The following is a 21,756-nucleotide window of genomic DNA, read 5'->3' as shown; positions in this document are numbered from 1 at the left end:
AATTTGATTCATTTGAATGATTTTCTCCTATAGTTGTTTTTGTGGTGATTACACTATAACAGAAATCTTCAAATGAATCATTTCTTTTTTATTTTGTTTATTCGGACATTTCATTATACAACTTTGCAGAATTTTTATTACTCAACTTTTCCTTTTATATATTCCATTAAATAGCTTTGCAGAATAAAAATATAGGTGTATAATTTATAAATTGAAAAAATGATTATTAATCGAACACATATACTCACAAATAACTTAATATATTTTCCAGCTTTTATATTTACAATAATTATGAATTAAATATTTGTAGAGGTGAATTAAAATGAGCTATCTGAAATTGGCAAAAAGAATTATGAATGATGAACTTTCTAGTGAAGAATTAGTCAAGAATCTAGAAACTCCTAATGTAATAGTGTTACAACAAGTAATATTAAAACTTATTCAGCATAATATAAAAAGTGATTTCATATGTAGAAAGCTCATAGAATATAGTAATTTCATGGATAGGAAATTTAAGATTCTTGGACCTTGTAAACTAGGTCATTTAGCTATATACTCATTAAAAGAATTAGGTTACACAAAAGAATATAAACAAATTTATACCAATTTAGGAAAGGAAGATTTACACCTTGTTGATTTGATTGATAAATCTATTAAAACTATATAAATCAACTAGCTATTATTAATAATCGAAGTTTTTTATATTATTACTACATAACAACAAATAGTCGACTTTAAAAAAATAACACCCCCATTTAGGTGTTATTCTGAAGCAACTTACTACTTCTCTATTCAATAAGTATAAGTATAGGTTGCTTTATGACCATATTTCCCATTCTTGTCTTTTGCTACAACTGTAAATGTAAATTTACCATCTAAATACCATTGTAGGTATGGTTGAAAGGACACATTTGTTTCATTGGTTGTGATACATTTGTCAGCAGGTTTAGGTAGACAAACTTTATAACCTTCGGCTTTTGGTACAGCATCCCAACTTATGAAACCCACAGTGGGAGGAACTGAAATCATTACTTTAATATTTTTCGGAGCGGGCAACATAGTTCCTCCTGAATCCTTTGGCTTAGCATACCCTGTAATAAAGATTACTTGATCGTTGGTGTAGTTCAAATCATCTTTAACAGTTAAAGTAGCACTAAAACTCCCGTTATATTCTGGAAAATGACCAGTTAGTGTTATTTCTTTTGTCTCGTTGCTACGGAGTGTGAAATTAGTTGAATCAACCTTTAGATCTAAATCATTATAATCCACTTCAATAGTTACTTTCCTATAAGCACTACCATTATTATGAAAGGTAATTTTTCTACTGAACTCCTTATTGACAAAGTCTTCTCCTAAATTGATATTGTCAGTGGAGATACCAATTAGACCTATATCTGCCCAAGCTATACAAGAGTTTGCTAAAATTAATATTGTAACTAAACAAAGCATACATATTTTTTTCATTTTAATATATCCTCCTCTTATTTAATTCTTATTTTCATAATTTATTATATATTATAAAAGGACAGAAAAATGTCAAAACTTGTGGTTCAGTTTTTTATATAAATAAACTAACTGTCTCTATTTATCAAAGACTTTCCTATTAAATTCTCTGGTAAATAATTACCTGAAACTAATTGAATGTTTAATACATTACTACAATATGTATTTTTACCTCCATCAACTATAACTAACCCTTTAGTTATGTACTCATGATTCGGATTCTCTTTATCTATCAGTATATCTCCATTTTTCAAACTACCTTTAACTTCACCGCTAATTACTACAGTATTAAAATGTCTCATATCATATACCGAAATGACTTTTATTGAAAACATAAATTAACCTCACTAATAAATACATATGATTATTATTTTTTACCATCTTTTACAAAAAGATTATATACCTTATTTCCACGATGATATTCCAATGTACCCAGTTCCCAATCAGCCGACAATGTACCCAATTTCCAATAAGAAGTGTAAAGGAATCCATAATCATCATTACCAAATTCTACTGCATTGTAGCTATAGCAACACTCTTTTATATCCATAATTTTTTCAATATCCACGAATTTATCAAAGGCATTATCCATTGACTCGTATTTAGTCTCACGTAATATGTTACTGTTAACTGTATAAACATACATATTCTCACTACTCATAGGATGCAAATATACCATATTACCATCCTCACTGACAGTAACGTCACAGTAATTATCCCCTTGAGTATAATTACAATCAATTGACTCTAAATCTATACTTCTTAATAATTTTCGCTTATTCAAATCATATACAAACAAACCAAAATACCCATGAAAAATAACAAAATCATCTGATGCATAATCAAGAAAACACATGTCAACACCTATACTTTGATCTAAGGACCACTTAGCCTCTATAGGTCTATTCAAAAATTCTTCTGGTACTTTTTCATTTCCAGTAAAATCCCATAATTTCAACCAATCATAACTTGCATCAAATACATCATTATCAATCATCAAATAACAATTACCGCTATTAGTTACTTCGTGGCAAAAACCATCTTTAGTAGTAATATAAAAGGTTTGAATACCTCCATCCATATATTCATAATTACTGATTAACTTGCCCTTACATTGATTAATGAATTTTACTATTTCTGAAAATTCTTCAGGTTGATATTTTCTATATCTTTCATTTTCATTTGAAGGTTGCACTATCAATTCAATACTTTTGACATCTGTTTCAGTAAGAGATTTTACCCATTTGATAGAATCAACTTCATTACTAGCATTAACAAAATACACTAGTAATACAATAATAATACTAACTCCCACTACTATAACCCAAAAAGATAATTTTTTGTAATTCAATATTTTACACTCCCCCTATTTTATAAATAATAATTAATCAACTATAATCGTACATATCTATATCTAGCTCTGCACCTACATCATATAAAAACTTTATGACAGGAGCCTTTATTGACATTACTGGTCTAATATCATCTTCAACTTTTATAGTCACTAAAATTAAATAATCTATATTATATTTATTATTAAGCCATTTTAAGATAGAATTTCTATCATTTAATATATATATTAATTTACTTATCTGTTCATTTATATCTATTGATTCTTCTTCCCCTAGACTATATGTCCAACATGTTGAGTTTCTAGTTATATTCCTATTATGTACTTTATCACCTTTTTCATATTGTTCAGTTGGTTGTATGTTTAGCTTATTTGTAATTATATTGGGTTTGAAATCAGCACCATCTATAATAAATTCTGCATTTACTGTTGTACTCATATAATCCTCCAATAATATGATTATTTGTTTTTACAACTCTTCTATATATTTTTCAAATGCTTCTTTTTGAACTTTATCATATTCCCTATACATTATCGCCCATTCAATAATTATATATTTAGATATTACGTCCAAATGATAAAAATTATCAAAAGCATGTATAAATTTACATTTCCATTTTACTTCTAATTCTTTATCAGGAGGCATTACCCCACAAAACCATATATCTTCTATTTCATATAGTACATCACCATCATAATCAAGATATATTGATTTATCAAGTTTTGCCAATAATTCAATCATGTACATACATTCATTTTTATTAATCGAACAAAAAATGAAACTTTGATTATGTTTTTTTATATGGCTCCATATAGAAACACTAGAATTAACACCTTGTTCTGTAGAAGGATATACAGCAGAAAAATACTCCATGAAACTTTCGTCTATAAATTCTTTTTTATCACCCATATTTTTTACTCCCTTAATAATTAATAAGTCATATAGATATTTTCACATAAAATTACTTAATCTGTCAAATTTAGTTTTAATTATTACAGATATTCTTCTTATAATTATTACAATAATAATAAATTTCATCATCTCACACTATTAAATAAAAATAGCACTAAGTATGTTCATTTGATTGTTCTTATTAATATATTATAATTGATTACTAAAAAACAATATAACTTTTTGCTTACATTTTCTTATCTAATATTTATTTTTATATACTATAGTTATATAATGTAATAATATATTAAATTTATAAGGAGGAGTATAATATATGCATGATTTCATCATAAACAACAAATATAAAGTAGTAATAATATGTATGGCACTTATAATCACAATCTTATTAATAATTATATTAACTAACAAAAAGCCAAAAGGTCAATATACAACTTCAATAACTTTGGAAGAATATGAAAAATATGACCACTACGGATTAAAGTATGAAAATGATGAATCAAAAATATTTGGAGTGTTAACAGAAATAATAAACAAAGATAATCTTGAACTAAATATTGAAGATGGTGACCGTAAGATGTACATAGATGAAGATGTAAATGATACAGAAAATATTAAGGCACTATTACATTCATGCAGTAAAATCAAGCAAATCGTCTATAGCATTGAAAATGATTTTGAAATCTATTATATTGATTATCTTGATCTACATGATAAAAGAATAATATTATCTTATTCATCTGCTGGAACAATATCAAAAACTTTAAAGAAAAAACATAAAATTTTAGTAGTAACTAACGAGTTGATATTACAAACATATTATCTGAATTGAAATAAATAGATGATACAGTATTAACCTTATACCATATCATCTATTATCATTTAATACTATATTATTTTATACAAAGAAACTTAAAACTAATGATAAAACAAATCCACTGACAGCTATAATACTTTCCATCATAGTCCATGATTTCAATGTCTGTGCTTCATTCATTCCAAAATACTTACCTACCAACCAGAATCCACTATCATTGACATGTGATAAGATTGTTGCACCAGATGCGATAGATAGAACTATTAATGCTCTGTCTGGAGCACCCAAACTTAATTCTGTAAGAACTGGTGCCATTATACCTGCTGCTGTTATCATAGAAACTGTTGCTGATCCTTGTGTTACCCTTACGACAGCTGCTAATACGAATGCTAAAACGATTGGTGGTAAACTAGAGCTACCTATTGATTCTGCTAACATTTTACCTACTCCACTATCAATAAGCATTTGTTTAAATACTCCACCAGCACCTGTTACTAATATAATTAATCCAGCTGGTGCTAAAGCTTTAGTACTCAAATCTAATAATTCTTTTTTAGAAAATCCTCTCTTGGTTCCTAATAGATATAATGCTAAAAGAGTTGCTATAGTCAACGCTACGAATGGATGTCCTAAGAATTTCAATAAATCTGCTACGAACCCTTGTTCAATTACTCCTTTTTTAACTAATGTATCTGTAAGAGTATTTAATAGGATTAATGCAAGTGGAACTCCGATTATGCTTACTATAAGCCCAAATGATGGTAATTGTCTATTTTTTTCTTTATCAGGTTTTTCTGTATTAGCAAAATCTGGTGGTGCTATATTAATTTTTCCTGCTATGTACTTACCGAATACTGGTCCAGCCAATATTGCTGTTGGTATACCAACAATAAAACCGAAAAATATAACCCATCCTAGATCTGCACCAACAATCTCAGCTACAGCTACAGGACCTGGTGTTGGTGGTATGAATGTATGAGTAACCGCTAGACCTGCTAATAGAGGTATACCATAGAATAGAACTGATTTTTTAGTATCTTTTGCTAACGCATAAACTATTGGTACTAGAATAATGAATCCTACATCAAAGAATACTGGAATAGCTACAAAGAAACCAGCTATCACTAATGCCCAGTTAGCTTTATCTTTACCAAATTTTCCGATCATAGTTTGAGCTAAGGCTTCCGCTCCACCTGATGATTCAAGTATTTGACCAAATATTGCTCCAAGACCAACAACGGTTGCAACAAATCCAAGAGTTCCGCCCATACCCTTTTCAATACTTGAAATTACATCACTTAATGGCATACCAGTTGCGATTCCTACGAACATACTAGTAATAAGAAGTGATATAAAAGCTTGAATCTTGAACTTAAGCACTAAAACCAATAATATTGCTACTGCTACCAAAGAAATTATAATCAATGTAGTTGTATCCGACATACTTATGTCCTCCTGTAATTAATATTTCAACTAATTTTTTTGTTTAATAATAATATAGCTAAATCAATTATATTTGTATTAATCTCTCCATATTAATGTAGTGAAGAGATTAATACATTAAAAATGTAAAGGTGTAACTTATTTAAATTCCATATATCCGCCCTTCATAGGTGATACTGCAAGAGCTGTATATGCTCCTAATGCTCCTTTAGTATATCTAGGTTCTGGTTTAATCCATTTTTCTTTTCTTTTCTTGAGGATTTCAGTCATTTCTGCTTCTGTCTTCTCTTCACCATCGACACCTATTATACTTAATTCTCTATTAGGAATATCTATCTTAATCAAGTCATCTTTTTCAACTAATGCTATTGGTCCGCCTTCTGTAGCTTCAGGTGAAACATGACCTATAGCTGGTCCTCTAGTAGCTCCTGAATATCTACCGTCAGTTATTAATGCAATGGACTCTGATAATTCTTTATCTGAAGCTATGGCCTCAGTTGTATAGAACATCTCTGGCATTCCTGAACCTTTTGGACCTTCATATCTTATAAAAACAGCTTGTCCTGGTTTTATCTCTTTTGTCAATACTGCTTTTATAGCATCTTCTTCACAATCAAAAGGTCTTGCTTTTAGGACTACCTGCATTAATTTCTTAGAAATCGCAGAATGTTTTACTACTGCTCCCATAGGGGCTAGATTACCTTTTAATATTGCGATTGCACCTTGTTCTTGAATTACATGATTTCTATCTTTTATTATTTCTTCTGGCTTGATATTTAATTCTTTTAGATATTTGTGGCAACGGTCATAATATCCGTTTTTCTTTAAATCTTCTAGATTTTCTCCTAATGTTTTACCAGTTACTGTTAGAACATCTAAATGTAAGAATTCTTTTATTTGTTCCATTACACCTGGTACTCCACCAGCATACCAGAAATATTCTCCAGGATAAAATCCACTTGGTCTTATATTAGTTATATAAGGTACTTTTCTATGTATTTCGTCGAATAACTCAGGAGCGATCTCTATACCGACTTCATGTGCTATTGCTGGAAGATGAAGTAAAGTATTAGTAGAACCTGCTATAGCTGCATGAACTATTATAGCATTTTCAAAAGCTTTTTTTGTCAATATCTGAGAAGGTTTTATACCACGTTTTGCTAGCTCTAATGAATGCTTTCCAGCTCTCACTGATGCTTCTATTATTTCTTCTCCTACAGCTGGCATTAACGCTGTACCTGGTAATGCTATTCCTAAAGCTTCTGTCATTACCTGCATTGTACAAGCTGTTCCCATGAATGAACATGCTCCACAACTTGGACAAGCATTATGCTTATAATATGTATATTTTTCTTCTGTTATTTCTTTTCTCTGGTACATGGCGCTGTAAGTACCTATTTGTTCTAAAGTTAGTGTATCAGGACCAGCTTTCATGACTCCTCCTGGTAAAAGGACTGCTGGTGAATCTAGTCTAGCAATAGCCATCAAATGTGCTGGAACTGATTTATCACAACTTGCGATAAATACACTTGCATCAAATGGAGTTGCTTCATGCTGAATTTCTATCATATTAGCAATCATTTCTCTAGATGCTAGAGAATAATTCATACCATCATGACCTTGTGCTTCTCCATCACACATATCTGTAACGAAATATTTTGCTGGACGTCCGCCTTCTTCTTCAACACCTTTACATACGCCTTCAACCAATTTATCTAAATGCGCACTTCCTGGGTGACTATGACCATAACTACTTTCAACAAAAATTTGTGGTTTCCCTAATTCGTCAACTTTCCATCCTGAACCAATTCTTAGGGAATCTAGTTCTGGTGCTAGTGATCTTAATTCTTGACTCTTTAACATTTCTGTCCCTCCAGTTGTATTACAATTATTATGTTGTTAATTAATAAAATGATTTTTGCGATGTGCATTTTGCACAACTTGTCTTATGAATTTATTATAAAACATAAACTTTTGCCTGTCAATCATAAATTTTGACAAATTTTAGGTTAAGTTGTATTACAATTTTACTAACAGCATATTTGTATTTGTATTACAACTTTTACAGGTATTGTATTATTAAAATGTACTCTCATTAAATATCAGAGCAAAACTCAGAGATTACCATTAGAAAAGATTTCAAAGAAAATAGAATATATCACTTTCCTATTTAACAACAAAACAGCCTATAATCATTAATTATAGACTGCTTATGATACAACAACTGATTAAATACAAAAATATCGTTTAGCTCTTTTCATCAATACCAGAATTATATTCTATATCCTGTATATCTTTGATAGTTCTTTCGATATGTCTTCTCATATATATAGTTGCCAGTTCTTTATCTCTATTTTTAATAGCTTCTAAGATAAGTCTATGTTCTTTTATTCCTCCACCTGGACCTAATTCCTTGTACAACTTCTTCTGGTGGTATCTAAGAATTTCCATTAAGACTTCACTAACTTTTTTTAGTAAAGAATTATTAGCTCCATTTATTATCAACATATGGAATTCCAAATCTTCATCAGTGAATCTTTCTCCATCTTCTTTAAATTCAACCATTCTATTATAACATTCTTCCATTTGCACAATTTCTTCATCATTACATCTTTCAACACATAATTCAGTGCTCTGGGTTTCAAAGATAAGTCTGAATTCCAATATTTCTGCGTAGTTATCTCTATCTAGTGTAAGCATGGGTATAAGAGAATTAAAATATATAGATGGCTGCAACTCATTAACATATGTTCCTCCACCTTGTTTTTTGTATAATATATTAAGTGCTGCTAATTTTTCAATTGCTTCTCTAACAGATATCCTACTAACATTTAGTTTCGCAGCAAGCTGTGTCTCTGACATAATCCTAGTACCTGAAACCCATTTACCACTTATTATATTTTCCCTAATCGTTTTAAAAACAATATCGCTTGCTCTTTCTTTCATTGCAATTTCCTCTCTTGTCCTAATTTTAACTCTTAAAAATTATCAGTTTATAATTAGTCTCATATTATCTATTTTAGGTTTACATACAAAACACTTTTCGCTATATATTATAGCATATAAAAAATCTTTCACACAATATTTACATCAACAAGCATATTTACTTCTCAATACCTTTTATTAATACATGTCCATTTTTCACATGAAAAATACCTGTTTTGATATTTATTTTATATACTACAGTTGGTATAATAGTCTATATAGAAATATACTAATATTCAACTATACATTTTAACAAAAAAGGAGAAGTTATTATGAAACCAAATATTTTGTTATTCTTTACAGACGACCAGAGATTTGACACAATTCGTTCATTGGGGAACAAGGAAATACATACCCCTAATATTGATGAATTAGTACATAGTGGAGTAACTTTCACAAGAGCTCATATACCTTGTGGATCTCATGGAGCAGTATGCATGCCAAGCCGAGCTATGCTTAATACTGGAAGAACTCTTTTTCATATAGAAAACGAAGGTCAGACTATCCCTAAAAATCATATCACATTAGGAGAGCATCTCATAAACTGTGGATACCAGACATTCGGAACAGGGAAATGGCATAATGGTATAGAATCATATGCTAGAAGCTTTACTTGTGGTGATAATATTTTCTTTGGAGGAATGGACGACCATTGGAACGTACCTCTTAATCATTTTGACCCAACTGGTAAGTATGAAAGCAGATTGAAGAAAACAGATAACTTCATGAAATCCAATACTGTCACCACCTATGTTGCCGATCATTATGAAGTAGGCAAACACTCTACTGAAATTTTCTGTGATACTTCTATTGACTTCTTACACAACTATGATTCTGCTGACCCGTTTTTCTTATACGTTGCTTTCATGGCACCACACGACCCAAGGACAATGCCTGAAAGATTTCTCAACATGTATGACCCTGAAAAAATATCCTTGCCAGATAATTTCTTACCTCAACACCCTATAGACTATGGAATAAGGAATCTAAGAGATGAGATTCTAACTCCTTATCCACGTACAGAAAAAGAAATCAAAAGACATATAGCAGAATACTATGGAATGATAAGCCATATTGACTATGAATTAGGAAGAGTAATAGAGACATTAAAAGAAACAGGTCAATATGAGAATACTATCATTGTATTTACAGGAGATAATGGTCTAGCACTAGGTCAACATGGATTAATGGGCAAACAGAATTGTTATGAGCACAGTATCAGAGTACCATTGATATTTTCTGGTCCTGGTATACCTGAAGACAAGATAAACGATTCATATGCTTATCTATTGGACATCTTCCCTACTCTATGTGAATTATCTGACATAGATGTACCTGATACTGTTGAAGGTAAGAGTTTAGTCAAATCCATTCAAGACAGCAACTACAAAACTAGGGATACCCTATATTTCGCTTATACAGATACAATAAGAAGTGTCAAAGATAATCAATATAAATTGATTGAATATGTTTATGATGATACAAAGACTTCCCAACTATTTGACCTAATCAACGACCCTTGTGAAATGAATAATCTAATCGACAACAAAGAGTATGATGATATTGTTCAGATTCTACGTAAGGAATTAATTAGATATAGAGATGATTGGGATGATTGCAACCGTCAACTTGGTAGAACTTTTTGGGATAAATATTAATATCGATAGATACATATGAAATCTTCACTATTGATTTGTAAATTATTTTCATTTTTTCAGTTTAGTTGAGTATTTTTTATTTTGAAATTATAATAGAACAAAAAAAACAAGCACTATTAATTGTCAACGTATTAATAGTGCTTTAATATTTTTAGTTATATATATTTACGTACTTAAATAAATCACTTAAATAACCATAACGAATAGTTAATTTTATCTCTTAGGTCTGCTACGATTTCCGTCATGCAGATAGCCACTTAGAAGATACTATATTACTATTCGCTTAACCCACTAGAAAATTTCTTTGGGAGCGACCCCTTATTGGATAATAAGACTAGTATAAGGCTGGTTTTTGAAACTTATGATAATAATTATATATGATTTTTTTGAAAAATGCAAATTAAAAATTTTGTAATATAGCTATAATTTTACATTCGGTTTTGATTCGTCTATGAATTCCGGTATCTGTATAGTAGCCTTGAATAGATCTCCATCTATATCTATTAAAAATTCACCCCTCTGCAATTCTGTTAAACTTTTGGCTATAGCCAGACCCAATCCGCTTCCTTCGCTGCTTCGAGAATTATCTCCCCTTGTGAATCTTTCTAAAAGCTCATCTATAGGTATATTCAACTCGTTTGCAGAAATATTTTTGAATACTATATTAATGATATTCTCCTTATTATACATATCTATATAGACTCTTGAACCTTTACTTGCATATTTGATGATATTGTTCAAAAGATTTTCAACAACTCTCCAAAGCAACAACCCATCTGCTTTAACATATAAATTATTTTTGGGATAGTTAACTCTAAAATCATAGCCCATATCTTCTATTTTTTCATGTAATTCACCTAAAGCCTGTGTAATTAAAGATACAACATCAATTTTATCATAATTAACTTTAATATTGCCACTAGATGCTTTTGATAATTCGAATAAATCGTCAGTAAGTTTTTTTAGTCTCTGGGATTTATTATCAATGATACCTATATATTTTTTACTTTTATCCGAATCTTTTTCCTGTTTCAAGAGATCCACGTATGTAATAATAGATGTTAAGGGGGTTCTTATATCATGAGAAACATTAGAAATAAGATCTGTTTTTAAACGCTCACTTTTAAGTTTATTGTCAATTGCTTTTTTCAATCCATCATTAATGCAATTAATACTTTCTGCAAGCTCTCTTAGTTCACCACCAGATGCTATTTCTATCCTACAATTATAATTTCCATTTTCAATCTTATTGACCACCTTCTTAATATCATTGTAATCCCTTGTCTTTTTAAGAACTAACCATAGTGCAATACATATGGTTACTGGAAAAATAAAAAACGTTGATAATAAAACTATGGAATAACCAACAATAATATATGTAGTCTTTTTCCCTATAACACCTTGATTCTTTATCTCTTTTACTAAAATCCTTAATTTATTTATAATGGTATATATTAATGTATGTTTAATGAAAGTTTTATTTTTTATATGCTTTACTATTGACAATAATAATGATAATCCTATTATGCCAAATACAAATGTTTCAGCAAATAGTAGCTCCCAACAGTAGTATTCGCTATGATATATATACCAAGTAAACTCATACCATATTCGTACTATTCCAATACATAAAAGCAGATTAATATCATTATATATCTTGTTAAAAGCACACATATGAATATCCTTATTTTTACTTGATTTTCTACCACTAAATATTACAAGAAAAACAAAAGCAATTAAAAGAATTACTAAAGCAGATAAAATAATATATGCATTCATAGTAAGAATATTTTTCTGTTCTTTCCATATCTCAATTCTAGGATTCAAAAATTCATCTGTAAACGCTAAATATAATTGTTTCCGTCCTGGTGATTGTTTTGCATTGTATTTAATAATATCAGTATAATATGAATTATTTTCTAATTCCTTTGGAAATACTTCTATCGTTCCTAATTCCTCATCACATAAAATATATGCAGGAAAAGTTTTAAACCCGTCTCTAGTAGATACTCCTGTATCAGGTATATAATTCATATCTAAATTCAAATAATGATACTTAAGACCTTTATGAAGTTTTTCTATCATATAGCCTAACTTTCCTGCATTTCCAACCATAGCACTACCTTTATCCGGTAGATATTTATCCATTAACCCTATACTATTAGTTATATCATCTCCAAGCATCTTACTTTCATAATAATTATTTTCATGTAATGTACTAATATAAATTTTTTCTCCATGGAAGGATTTTTTTAAGTCAATAACCAAAGTAATAGAACTAGCGAAACATATAACAGCTATGATAAAAACAAGAATCTTTATTATTAGTAGCTTATCTAATTTCTTCAACTTTATACCCAATCCCCCACACCACCTTCAAGTATTTTGGTTCTCTAGCATTAATTTCAATTTGTTCTCTTATTTTTCTTATATGTACAGCTACTGTATTTTTAGGATTATAAGCTGTTTCTCCCCAGACTTGTTCATATATCTGCTGAATCGAGAATACTTTTCCAACATTTTTAAGCAACAGTGCCAATATCTTATACTGTATAGGTGTCAATTTAACTTCTTTTCCGTCTACCGTCACTTTTTTAGAATCATCATCTATAACCAGTCCTCCAGTTCTCATGAGATTATTATTTATCTCCATTCCTCCAAGAGCAGTATATCTTCTTAGCTGTGAATTAACTCTTGCAATAAGTTCTAGAGGATTGAATGGTTTGGTAATATAATCATCTGCTCCTATCTGAAGTCCCATTATCTTATCAGTATCCTCAGTCTTAGCGGATAACATTATCACTGGTATATTTTCCTTTTCTCTAATCTTCATTGTAGCTCTTAGACCATCCATCTTAGGCATCATTATATCAATTATTATCAAGTGTATATCTCTTTCTTTCATTACATCTAACGCTTCTATTCCATTATAAGCTTTAAAAATACTGTAACCTTCATTTTGCAAATAGATATCTATGGCTTCTACTATTTCTTTATCATCATCACAGACTAAAATATTCACCGTGTATCACCTATATTTATTACTTCTTCATCTTTCATCATATCACTCCTTTTCTTTATTTCACTTAGTATGATAACAGAAATGTTTTAAGATTTACTTATCAAATTCTTAAGAATTTCTTATTTTTTATATATGAAACTGAAGTTAACCTACCATTTATATTCCTCTTCAAACATATACTTAACTATTTTTTGCAATAAAAAATCAACCACTTAAAGGCAATCAAATAATATTTAAGCGGTCAATCACAATTATCTAACTTATGTATTTCAACAATGATGAATATTCTTTTTTACCATCATCATAACCATGTTGATAAAATTCTGTAAGCTTTTCTGGACTTTTTTCGAATCTTGAAACTGCTGGGAGTGTAGGACGCATTACATATATCTTACCCTCTTTTTCCAATTGATTTATATAATCCATTGTTTCATTATACATTTTATATCTGTTTTCTATCGCTTTTATCAAGTTAGGATATTCAGGATATTTATGTTTGCACAATCTGAGCGCTGCCTTTGATGGAGCTTTTTTACGATATCCTTGATTTCTAGTAAGAATAACTACAATTTTCTCATTCCCTAATTCCACAGCTCTTCTAATTGGTACAGAATCAGTTATTCCTCCATCCAGATATGGAACGTCACCTATCCATACCATAGGAGCTAACACAGGGACACTGCTGGATGCTCTACATATTGGCATTATATCTTCTGTCTTCTTGGCTTTCAGATAATCTGGTCTACCCTCTTTGCAATTAGTTACTACAATCTCACAATTCATGGAAGAAGTAATGAAATCATCATAATTAAAAGGAAATATCCTATTGGCAAAATCATCAAACATCAAGTCCATATCTAAGAAATTACCCTTTTTTACTAATTTATCAAAACCATAGAATCTATTTTTCTTTTCAGTCGCAATCAAACATTTTTTTGATCTTCCGATTTGTTTAGTAACATAATCCACAGCATTACATGCACCCGCTGACACACCTATTACATCAGATATCTCAAGTTTCTGCTCCATGAAATAATCTAGAACACCTGCTGTATATACACCTCTAGTGGCGCCCCCTTCTAGTACTAATGTTGCTTTATACATCAATAATGCACCGCCTTATTTTATATTAAATGTTATTTTGTTTTCTTGGTAACTTAATAAATATTATAAAGTAGTTAATGATTTTTTGCAAAAACAAACTAAAACATTTTATAGATTATTTTATCTACATTAATAATATATAAATTAATTATTCTTCACCAATCTATAATCCTAGTATCAATCCCACTTATTTAAAGTTTTTGAATTCCTCTTCACTGAATCCATAATAATCTTTCCTCACTTTATCTGAATACTCTTCGAATTCCTCTCTCATGTGAGGGTCCAATTTTTTAGAATAGAGATTAACCATAAGGTCATGAGCTATATAATCCTCACTCATATCAACAAAACCTGCATCCTTAGTCCATGTAACCTGGCTTTCCTTTCCTCTAGAAATAATACCTGAAACAACTTGGTCACCATCAATAATTACACTCATATATCTCTCGCTTTTTTCTGATAGATATCTTTCTATTCTTCTATGAGAAACAACATCTTTGAAAGTATTGTTTTTACCGAAATAAATTCCTTTTACAACAACTCCCCTTCTAATAGCATCATTAAGAGAATCTCTGATATCATTTATCTCTTCCTCCCATATGGAAACAGCAATTCTTTTATTTGCTTGAGATATCAATATCTTGACAAAATCAATAATTTCATCTCTTCCTTTGATGACACTCAACTTATTATCTACTTGATGCTCATAATAAACTTTTTCTGTATATTCATTAACATTGTTGAATATACTTTCAAAATTGTTCTTCAATTTTCCAATTAACAACTTAGGTTCAAGAGGATAGTACTTAGTTGTATTATTGTCTGTTTGTTCAAAAACTATCTGCTTATTTTTAAGATTATCCAGCACCTCATATATCCTTGACCTTGGAACCCCTGAATTCTTACTTAGTACATAACCATTCACAGGATATTCATCTAATAAACTAAGATAGGCCTTGACTTCATATTCGCTTAACCCCAATTTTTTCATATCTTCTATAACTGATATATTATTGTTCATAAAAACCACCTTCAAAATTATATATTATTACTCAGCTTTTCCACTACAATATTCTATACAGGCAAGACATACTTATAAACCTTTATTTGCCTAGATAAATTAAAGGTGGAAAAGTTGAATCAATTATTATTCCAACTAAATAATACCTCTATATTATCTCATAATATTATTAAAAAACAAAGCTATTATTGATTATAAGAGTTATCAATGTAACAATTACCGAACCAAGAACAGGTATTATGATTCCACCCTTATACCAAGCAAAAAAGAAACAGAATACTATACCTATCAACGATGCTTGTGGCATTTCTGGAGTTGCGGAAAACACACCTGGAATAATCAACGCACCAAGAGCCGTATATGGTACGAACTCTAAAAATTTATTAATGTTATCTGGCAATTTCTTTCCTGTAACCATTACAAAAGGTAATAGCCTAGGTATGTAAGTTACAAGCATCATTCCAATGATTAGCAATATAATATTATTCATATACTTTACCTTCCTTCTCACCAAATAATAACACTCCCAGAAATGATATCATGACAATCGCTATAACTATACTCCATCCATCAGGCAAATTAAATATATATTTACATATGGCATTAGCACAACCTGACACACATGCTAACAACAATGCCCTCATAGATTTTTTCACTTCTGGTATCAGAATAGCTACAAACATTGCATATAAAGCTATTCCCATACTTGCTTTAACAATATCGGGTAAGACTCCACCCAGTATATAACCTAGAGCAGTACCCCCTACCCACGATAGATATGAAATGAACTCTAGTGATAACATATAACCTTTGGTCAATGTTCCCTCCTTGAATGAAGCAACCGAAAATGTTTCATCTGTTATACCAAAAGCAATCAACGGACTATATTTTTTAATTTCCTTAGTTAACTTAGTTGCAATAGAAGCACTCATCAACATATGCCTAAGGTTGACAAGCAATGTAGTAATAATAATTTCTCCCATACCTGCTCCAACAATCAAAAGATTAAGAGCAATGAATTGACTAGCACCAGCAAATACAAGAGCTGAAAACAAAATACTTTCCACTAAAGTAATTTCTCCTGTCTTAGCCAATATTCCAAAGGTCATTGCTATAGGAACAAATCCTATTACAATAGGAAAAGCATCTGCAATACCTTCTCTTAAACCATATTTTTTTATACCGTCATCTTTCATCTATACCACCTGACTTCATTGTTTATTAGTAAAATTATATAGTAACTACTAAAATAACTACTATATTGGTAACTATTATAGTAGCTACTAGCAAAAAAGTCAATATATTATTTAAGTATTTAATCATCTTTATATATGGTTGCAATCTAAATAAGCAATAATGCATTTTGCAATATGCAGATATATCTGATAATATTATAATGTAATAACAGATTATTTTTTTCAAACAAAACAATAAGAAAGTTAGTACAGCATTAAATTTTGTATTACATTAGCTACTCATAGAACCTGAAATTAATTAATAAGATGAGGAGATCGGAAAATGAAAAAATATTTTAGGTTAATAATAGTTTTTATGCTAAGTATTTTAGCTTTACAATTACACGTATATGCGGAAACTGAATATGCATACTCATTAGGACATGATTTCGGAAAAGATCTGTGGTGGACCAATAAAGATTACGAAGGCGATTTTACAATGAATGTTGATTACGCCAGCACTACATACGAAAAAATGGGATATGTATCACATAAATCGTACAATCCAACTTATACATATATTAGCGGAGACAATCCAACTGGTGATAATAGACTAGGTAGTTCGATTATCTTTATTAATGGGCATGCGTCTTACGACCGCATCATATTAGGAGATACTATAGATGATGATAAGTATAAATGTGGTATATACAAAGGTAAAGATTTCAAATCATCAAGTAGCGAATATACTTTTGCTGGATTGGAAGAAAGAGATTTAAGTAAAACAAAATTAATTTCATTTGTTGGATGTAAAACAGCAACCACTTCTGATAACTTATGTACAGCAGCTATAGAGGCAGGCGCAACTACAGCAATAGGATTCACTGGAGCGATACATTCAAGAAATATGGGAGGGCCGAATTGGTTACAATCTTTTCATGACGCTCTTTATAACGGCTCCACTGTAAAAGAAGCTGTGAACCTAGCATCAATAGCTTCTCCTGAATCAGATTTGGGAACTGATATAGTCATTTACGGTGACGAAAATCTTATTTTGAAAATAACTCCAGAAAAATTAAATGAAGACGGTATAAATGAATTAGATGATACGATAATTGAATCCAAAAAAACTCAATTCAATACTATTAATTATGATACTAGTAATTTTAAATCAAGAAAAGGAAAATTCAATTTAAATCAAGAAAACGTTCAGCTAAATAAAAAAAACATATTGAATACTTTAGGTATAATTGCTGATTCAGATATAGAAAAATACAAATTAATTTGTAACGAATACCAAAATGGAACAGGTAACGGTTTAATCAAAATAACCTACTATATAGATGATATAAAAACCTCTGACCAAACAGCCCTTATAGTGAATAATAATATATTACAATATTCTTCCAACACATTAGAATCCCAACATAAAGTAAAGATTAATGAAGAGGATATTATAGCAAAAAGAGATCAATTTCTAAAGAAAGTCGACGTAATAGACCTAAGTAATAAAATCAACGAACAATACGTTGATGCTAAAGTCATTGAAGAAACCAATGAGTTCTATTACGATTATTCTGATAATAAGCTCTATTATGTTATTGATAAAGTCTTTTCATATCCAGATTCTAATGGTATGGAATTTACTGAAACTCAAAGGATTGAAGTGAATGAATAAAATAAAAAAGCATTTCATAATAGGGATTATAATCTTAATACTTGTTTTATGCACTAGTACATACTTATGGTATAAAACTAGACCATTATATTTACCTAAACAGATTGATTCTATAATAATTGAGTATGGTCAATACACATACACAAGTAATGATCCTCTTTTCATTGAAAATCTACTAGAAGTATGTGATATAAGAGATTGGAAGAAAGCTGACAAACCAAAAGGTGACTTGGCTCCTGAATTCCATATAGTGATAAATAATATATATTTACTAAGTTTCACTTCGTTTGACAACGAGGATATAGGTTTTTGTGTAGCAAGTAATAAAGAGCATACAACCAATATATTGTATGGCGGTGGATATAGGTTTAGTATACATTTGTATAATAGAATAAAAGAATACACTATAAGTAAGATAGATAACAATTAATTACACGATTCATTTATTGATTTATAATAAAATACATAGACCTATACATGAATAATTTTACTGCTTATTATCTAAAACCAAGTAAGGTGGGATATATTTGAAAAAATATAGTTATAGTTCAAAAATCATACTACTCATCATTGTTGTTATTTCACTTCTATGCTTAGTAAAAGTAGTAACTAATAACAATAGGGAAAAAACAAGAGATAGAGTTATTAATGGCTTTTCAAGAAATATATTTAATAGTAATAAAATTATAAATTATAATGATCTATCAGAAGATATGAAAAATCATATCACAGAAAATGAATTCAATTCCATAGATTCTTGGGATAAAGCTCAATTTCTGTTTAATAGCCATTTTCAGGAAACAAAGGATTCTTCTATTCAAGGGAATGAATTTGATTTCAAATATGATACAGTTACTAATGAAAATGGTAATAAAAATAGTATAGCTTATGAAGTTTGTTTTGTGAGCACACCATTTAACATGAGAATCAGCAGAGTCTTCATAGTAATTGATCAATAATGTATTACCCAAATATTTAATTTCACTGCGGTAACACAATAGCTAAATGCAATAAATTCATCCATACATTTGTAGAACATGTCTTGATTTATTATTGTTGAATATAACTATATATGGTAAAATATTATAATATGTTGAAAAAATACAAAATATAGAATAGGAGAATTTATAAATGGGTGGAAAAATATATTGTATAGTTCAAATTATAATATTTAGTTTTGTTGCAATTTACACTGTTACAAAACCTCAAGATTTATTAAGAGTATTCAAAAAAGAAAACAATAAAGAATTGTATATGATAATTAGAATACTAGGAGTATCGATTTCAGGATATATGATTTTTAGTAATATTAGTGTTTTATTAAAATAGAATACTAATTTTTTTCCAACCTTTAATTTAACTAATCAAATACATAACCCTATTTATGTTATAATTAAATGCATTTTATCCCATAAATAATGTCGTTCGTCAGGATTTATTGAAATTATATCACAAATGATGATATAGTTATAAAAATAAAATTTGAGGAGGGAATATTATTATGGGGTACACAAAATATAATTTGACTCAGTTATATGATAAAGAAAATGACATAAAAAGAATAACTGGAAATATAGACTATATATTTGATGAATTCAAAGAGATCAATAAGTATATTGACAGTGATATCAAGTTAAGAAACAATATACATGAACAATTTAATGATTTGATAAAAAACTTAGAAAATCTACTTGAACGATTATATAATACTAGTCAAATTATTGATAAAGCTATATCTGAATATAGTAATGGTGAACAGCAAATCAATATTCTTTTCAACCAGTTAATTGATACAGACACTAAGTCACATGATTATTATACAAATATAACCCAATCCAATATAACAAACATAAATGATATCAATATTTTACAAGAGTGGTTTACAGGACTTAGAGCAAATAAAATAGACCATGTAAAAAGCTTCTTGGATAGGAAGAAGATTCGTATAAATAATGGAAATTATTCAAACACCGAGAATAACTACAAAGAAAATAATTATATGAAATTAGATGATTTGGTAACATCGCAAAATAAGTTAAAATATGATAAGCAAGATAGAATCAAACAAATACAACAGTATATTAACAATAAAGGAATAAACCTTGAAGTAACAGGAAAATTAGATAGAGCTACCCTTCAAGCTTCACGGATGACTGGAATCGATGAATTAATAGATAATGCTTTCATTAGAAAAAATAGTTTTATGGACGACGGGCTCAATCTACACACACACCTACAGAACAGCTCTTTTACGTATCTATATTCAAATGAAAAAGAACCTTATGATGTTGGGCCTGAAGGGTCAATTGAAGATAGATTTGATTTATTCGATTTATTAGATTTATTTGATTCATTTGATTCAATTGATTTATCTGATATCAAAGATACAAGAGATCTTGCAAGAAGGTTAATAGCAAATCCACGCAATATATTTATAACTCAGAACCCATACTTAGTACTATTATTTAAAAGACCAATTATAAATATATTTAATATATTTGGATTTTTTATGGATAATAATAAAGTTTATCACACACTACCTGACTGCTGGCAGCGATTTTTTGGATATAATGATTTTTATGACGCAGTCTTTGATTCTGCTACTAGCATGAAAAAAACTAAATTCGAATTTAGTTCAGGAGGTAGAGACTATATCTTTTGGGCATGGAAAGGTGATTACTTAAACTTAGGTGCAGGAGCAGAATTGGGTATATATTCACGTGAATCAAATATTCCTATATTAGGTAATATCACAACACCACACGATGGCCATTGGTTAGTTGACACAGATCTCGCGATGCCTATGACATTAACATTAAAACACAAGGGAGAGACAATCATAAGCTATGACCCTAGTAAGGACGAAGTTAATACCTATGAAAAGGTATGGTGGATAACAGGATTTAATCCCTATAAACCAGGTGTTCAAGCCAGTGATTTGACAGCAACTTATACTATTAATTTTAAAGATAATGAAACTATGTTTTATGATTTCGCAGCAGAATATGATGGAATTGATAAAAGATGGGTTTTTGACTATGAAAACTTAAGTGCAACTCTTAATTTTTAATTTTAGTAAGGAGGATAAA

22 protein-coding genes are annotated in these 21,756 nt (G+C 29.6%); 8 read left to right on the top strand and 14 right to left on the bottom strand.

What is annotated here, in order from left to right:
• The first annotated feature begins 322 nt into the window (after window positions 1–322).
• Window positions 323–667, top strand: coding sequence for a hypothetical protein (locus QMG30_RS10575; RefSeq protein WP_281815184.1), 345 nt, complete (start codon window positions 323–325; stop codon window positions 665–667).
• A gap of 125 nt (window positions 668–792) precedes the next feature.
• On the opposite strand, the gene QMG30_RS10570 is transcribed toward QMG30_RS10575, so the two are convergent.
• From QMG30_RS10570 to QMG30_RS10550, 5 genes are all read right to left on the bottom strand, one after another.
• Window positions 793–1,464 (bottom strand): hypothetical protein, encoded by a 672-nt coding sequence (locus QMG30_RS10570; protein WP_281815183.1) that lies wholly within the window; start codon window positions 1,462–1,464, stop codon window positions 793–795.
• Window positions 1,465–1,571: 107 nt separating this feature from the next.
• On the bottom strand, window positions 1,572–1,838 hold the full coding sequence (locus QMG30_RS10565; RefSeq protein ID WP_281815182.1) for a hypothetical protein: 267 nt from the start codon (window positions 1,836–1,838) through the stop codon (window positions 1,572–1,574).
• Window positions 1,839–1,870: 32 nt separating this feature from the next.
• A complete protein-coding gene (locus QMG30_RS10560; RefSeq protein ID WP_281815180.1) occupies window positions 1,871–2,854 on the bottom strand; it encodes a hypothetical protein in 984 nt (327 codons plus the stop codon).
• Between the two features lie 37 nt (window positions 2,855–2,891).
• Entirely contained in the window at window positions 2,892–3,293 is a 402-nt protein-coding gene (locus QMG30_RS10555) for a DUF4279 domain-containing protein (RefSeq protein WP_281815179.1), read from the bottom strand.
• 30 nt (window positions 3,294–3,323) lie between these two features.
• Entirely contained in the window at window positions 3,324–3,764 is a 441-nt protein-coding gene (locus QMG30_RS10550) for a hypothetical protein (RefSeq protein ID WP_281815177.1), read from the bottom strand.
• Window positions 3,765–4,080: 316 nt separating this feature from the next.
• Between QMG30_RS10550 and QMG30_RS10545 the strand changes: the two genes are divergently transcribed.
• Entirely contained in the window at window positions 4,081–4,596 is a 516-nt protein-coding gene (locus tag QMG30_RS10545; protein WP_281815176.1) for a hypothetical protein, read from the top strand.
• A 66-nt stretch (window positions 4,597–4,662) separates the two neighbouring features.
• Here QMG30_RS10545 and QMG30_RS10540 read toward each other — a convergent pair whose 3' ends face one another.
• From QMG30_RS10540 to QMG30_RS10530, 3 genes are all read right to left on the bottom strand, one after another.
• A complete protein-coding gene (locus tag QMG30_RS10540) occupies window positions 4,663–6,024 on the bottom strand; it encodes a GntP family permease (protein ID WP_281815175.1) in 1,362 nt (453 codons plus the stop codon).
• A gap of 138 nt (window positions 6,025–6,162) precedes the next feature.
• A complete protein-coding gene (ilvD, locus tag QMG30_RS10535) occupies window positions 6,163–7,887 on the bottom strand; it encodes a dihydroxy-acid dehydratase (protein ID WP_281815174.1) in 1,725 nt (574 codons plus the stop codon).
• A 384-nt stretch (window positions 7,888–8,271) separates the two neighbouring features.
• Complete coding sequence (locus QMG30_RS10530; RefSeq protein WP_281815172.1) at window positions 8,272–8,970, bottom strand: FadR/GntR family transcriptional regulator; 699 nt, start codon at window positions 8,968–8,970, stop codon at window positions 8,272–8,274.
• 311 nt (window positions 8,971–9,281) lie between these two features.
• On the opposite strand from QMG30_RS10530, the gene QMG30_RS10525 reads away from it, so the two are divergent.
• Window positions 9,282–10,667 carry a sulfatase family protein gene (locus tag QMG30_RS10525; RefSeq protein WP_281815171.1) on the top strand — a complete coding sequence of 462 codons (1,386 nt, stop codon included), beginning with the start codon at window positions 9,282–9,284 and terminating at the stop codon, window positions 10,665–10,667.
• A 420-nt stretch (window positions 10,668–11,087) separates the two neighbouring features.
• Here QMG30_RS10525 and QMG30_RS10520 read toward each other — a convergent pair whose 3' ends face one another.
• The 6 genes from QMG30_RS10520 to QMG30_RS10495 form a co-directional block, all read right to left on the bottom strand.
• Window positions 11,088–13,028 (bottom strand): HAMP domain-containing sensor histidine kinase, encoded by a 1,941-nt coding sequence (locus QMG30_RS10520; RefSeq protein WP_281815170.1) that lies wholly within the window; start codon window positions 13,026–13,028, stop codon window positions 11,088–11,090.
• Window positions 13,000–13,689 (bottom strand): response regulator transcription factor, encoded by a 690-nt coding sequence (locus tag QMG30_RS10515; RefSeq protein ID WP_281815169.1) that lies wholly within the window; start codon window positions 13,687–13,689, stop codon window positions 13,000–13,002. The genes QMG30_RS10520 and QMG30_RS10515 overlap by 29 nt, the downstream gene beginning before the upstream one ends.
• Before the next feature lie 255 nt (window positions 13,690–13,944).
• Complete coding sequence (locus tag QMG30_RS10510; RefSeq protein ID WP_281815168.1) at window positions 13,945–14,793, bottom strand: patatin-like phospholipase family protein; 849 nt, start codon at window positions 14,791–14,793, stop codon at window positions 13,945–13,947.
• A gap of 187 nt (window positions 14,794–14,980) precedes the next feature.
• Complete coding sequence (locus QMG30_RS10505; RefSeq protein ID WP_281815167.1) at window positions 14,981–15,814, bottom strand: TrmB family transcriptional regulator; 834 nt, start codon at window positions 15,812–15,814, stop codon at window positions 14,981–14,983.
• A 169-nt stretch (window positions 15,815–15,983) separates the two neighbouring features.
• Window positions 15,984–16,304, bottom strand: coding sequence for an AzlD domain-containing protein (locus QMG30_RS10500; protein ID WP_281815165.1), 321 nt, complete (start codon window positions 16,302–16,304; stop codon window positions 15,984–15,986).
• Complete coding sequence (locus QMG30_RS10495) at window positions 16,297–17,010, bottom strand: AzlC family ABC transporter permease (RefSeq protein ID WP_281815164.1); 714 nt, start codon at window positions 17,008–17,010, stop codon at window positions 16,297–16,299. Before QMG30_RS10495 ends, QMG30_RS10500 begins: the two co-directional genes overlap by 8 nt.
• Window positions 17,011–17,332: 322 nt before the next feature.
• Here QMG30_RS10495 and QMG30_RS10490 point away from each other — a divergent pair, with 322 nt between their 5' ends.
• The 5 genes from QMG30_RS10490 to QMG30_RS10470 all read left to right on the top strand — a co-directional run bounded on the left by QMG30_RS10490 (window position 17,333) and on the right by QMG30_RS10470 (window position 21,737).
• Window positions 17,333–18,667, top strand: coding sequence for a hypothetical protein (locus QMG30_RS10490; RefSeq protein ID WP_281815163.1), 1,335 nt, complete (start codon window positions 17,333–17,335; stop codon window positions 18,665–18,667).
• Window positions 18,660–19,097: a hypothetical protein gene (locus tag QMG30_RS10485; RefSeq protein WP_281815161.1), complete on the top strand. Its 438-nt coding sequence runs from the start codon at window positions 18,660–18,662 to the stop codon at window positions 19,095–19,097. The genes QMG30_RS10490 and QMG30_RS10485 overlap by 8 nt, the downstream gene beginning before the upstream one ends.
• 97 nt (window positions 19,098–19,194) lie before the next feature.
• On the top strand, window positions 19,195–19,626 hold the full coding sequence (locus tag QMG30_RS10480) for a hypothetical protein (RefSeq protein WP_281815159.1): 432 nt from the start codon (window positions 19,195–19,197) through the stop codon (window positions 19,624–19,626).
• Between the two features lie 172 nt (window positions 19,627–19,798).
• Window positions 19,799–19,996 carry a hypothetical protein gene (locus QMG30_RS10475; protein WP_281815157.1) on the top strand — a complete coding sequence of 66 codons (198 nt, stop codon included), beginning with the start codon at window positions 19,799–19,801 and terminating at the stop codon, window positions 19,994–19,996.
• A gap of 172 nt (window positions 19,997–20,168) precedes the next feature.
• Complete coding sequence (locus QMG30_RS10470) at window positions 20,169–21,737, top strand: DUF4474 domain-containing protein (RefSeq protein WP_281815155.1); 1,569 nt, start codon at window positions 20,169–20,171, stop codon at window positions 21,735–21,737.
• The last annotated feature ends 19 nt before the right edge of the window (window positions 21,738–21,756 follow it).

Source organism: Vallitalea longa, from assembly GCF_027923465.1.
In the GTDB taxonomy this organism is placed as follows: domain Bacteria; phylum Bacillota; class Clostridia; order Lachnospirales; family Vallitaleaceae; genus Vallitalea; species Vallitalea longa.
The sequence above is the reverse complement of the archived record's forward strand: the minus strand, read 5'-3'. Positions and strand labels throughout refer to the sequence as shown.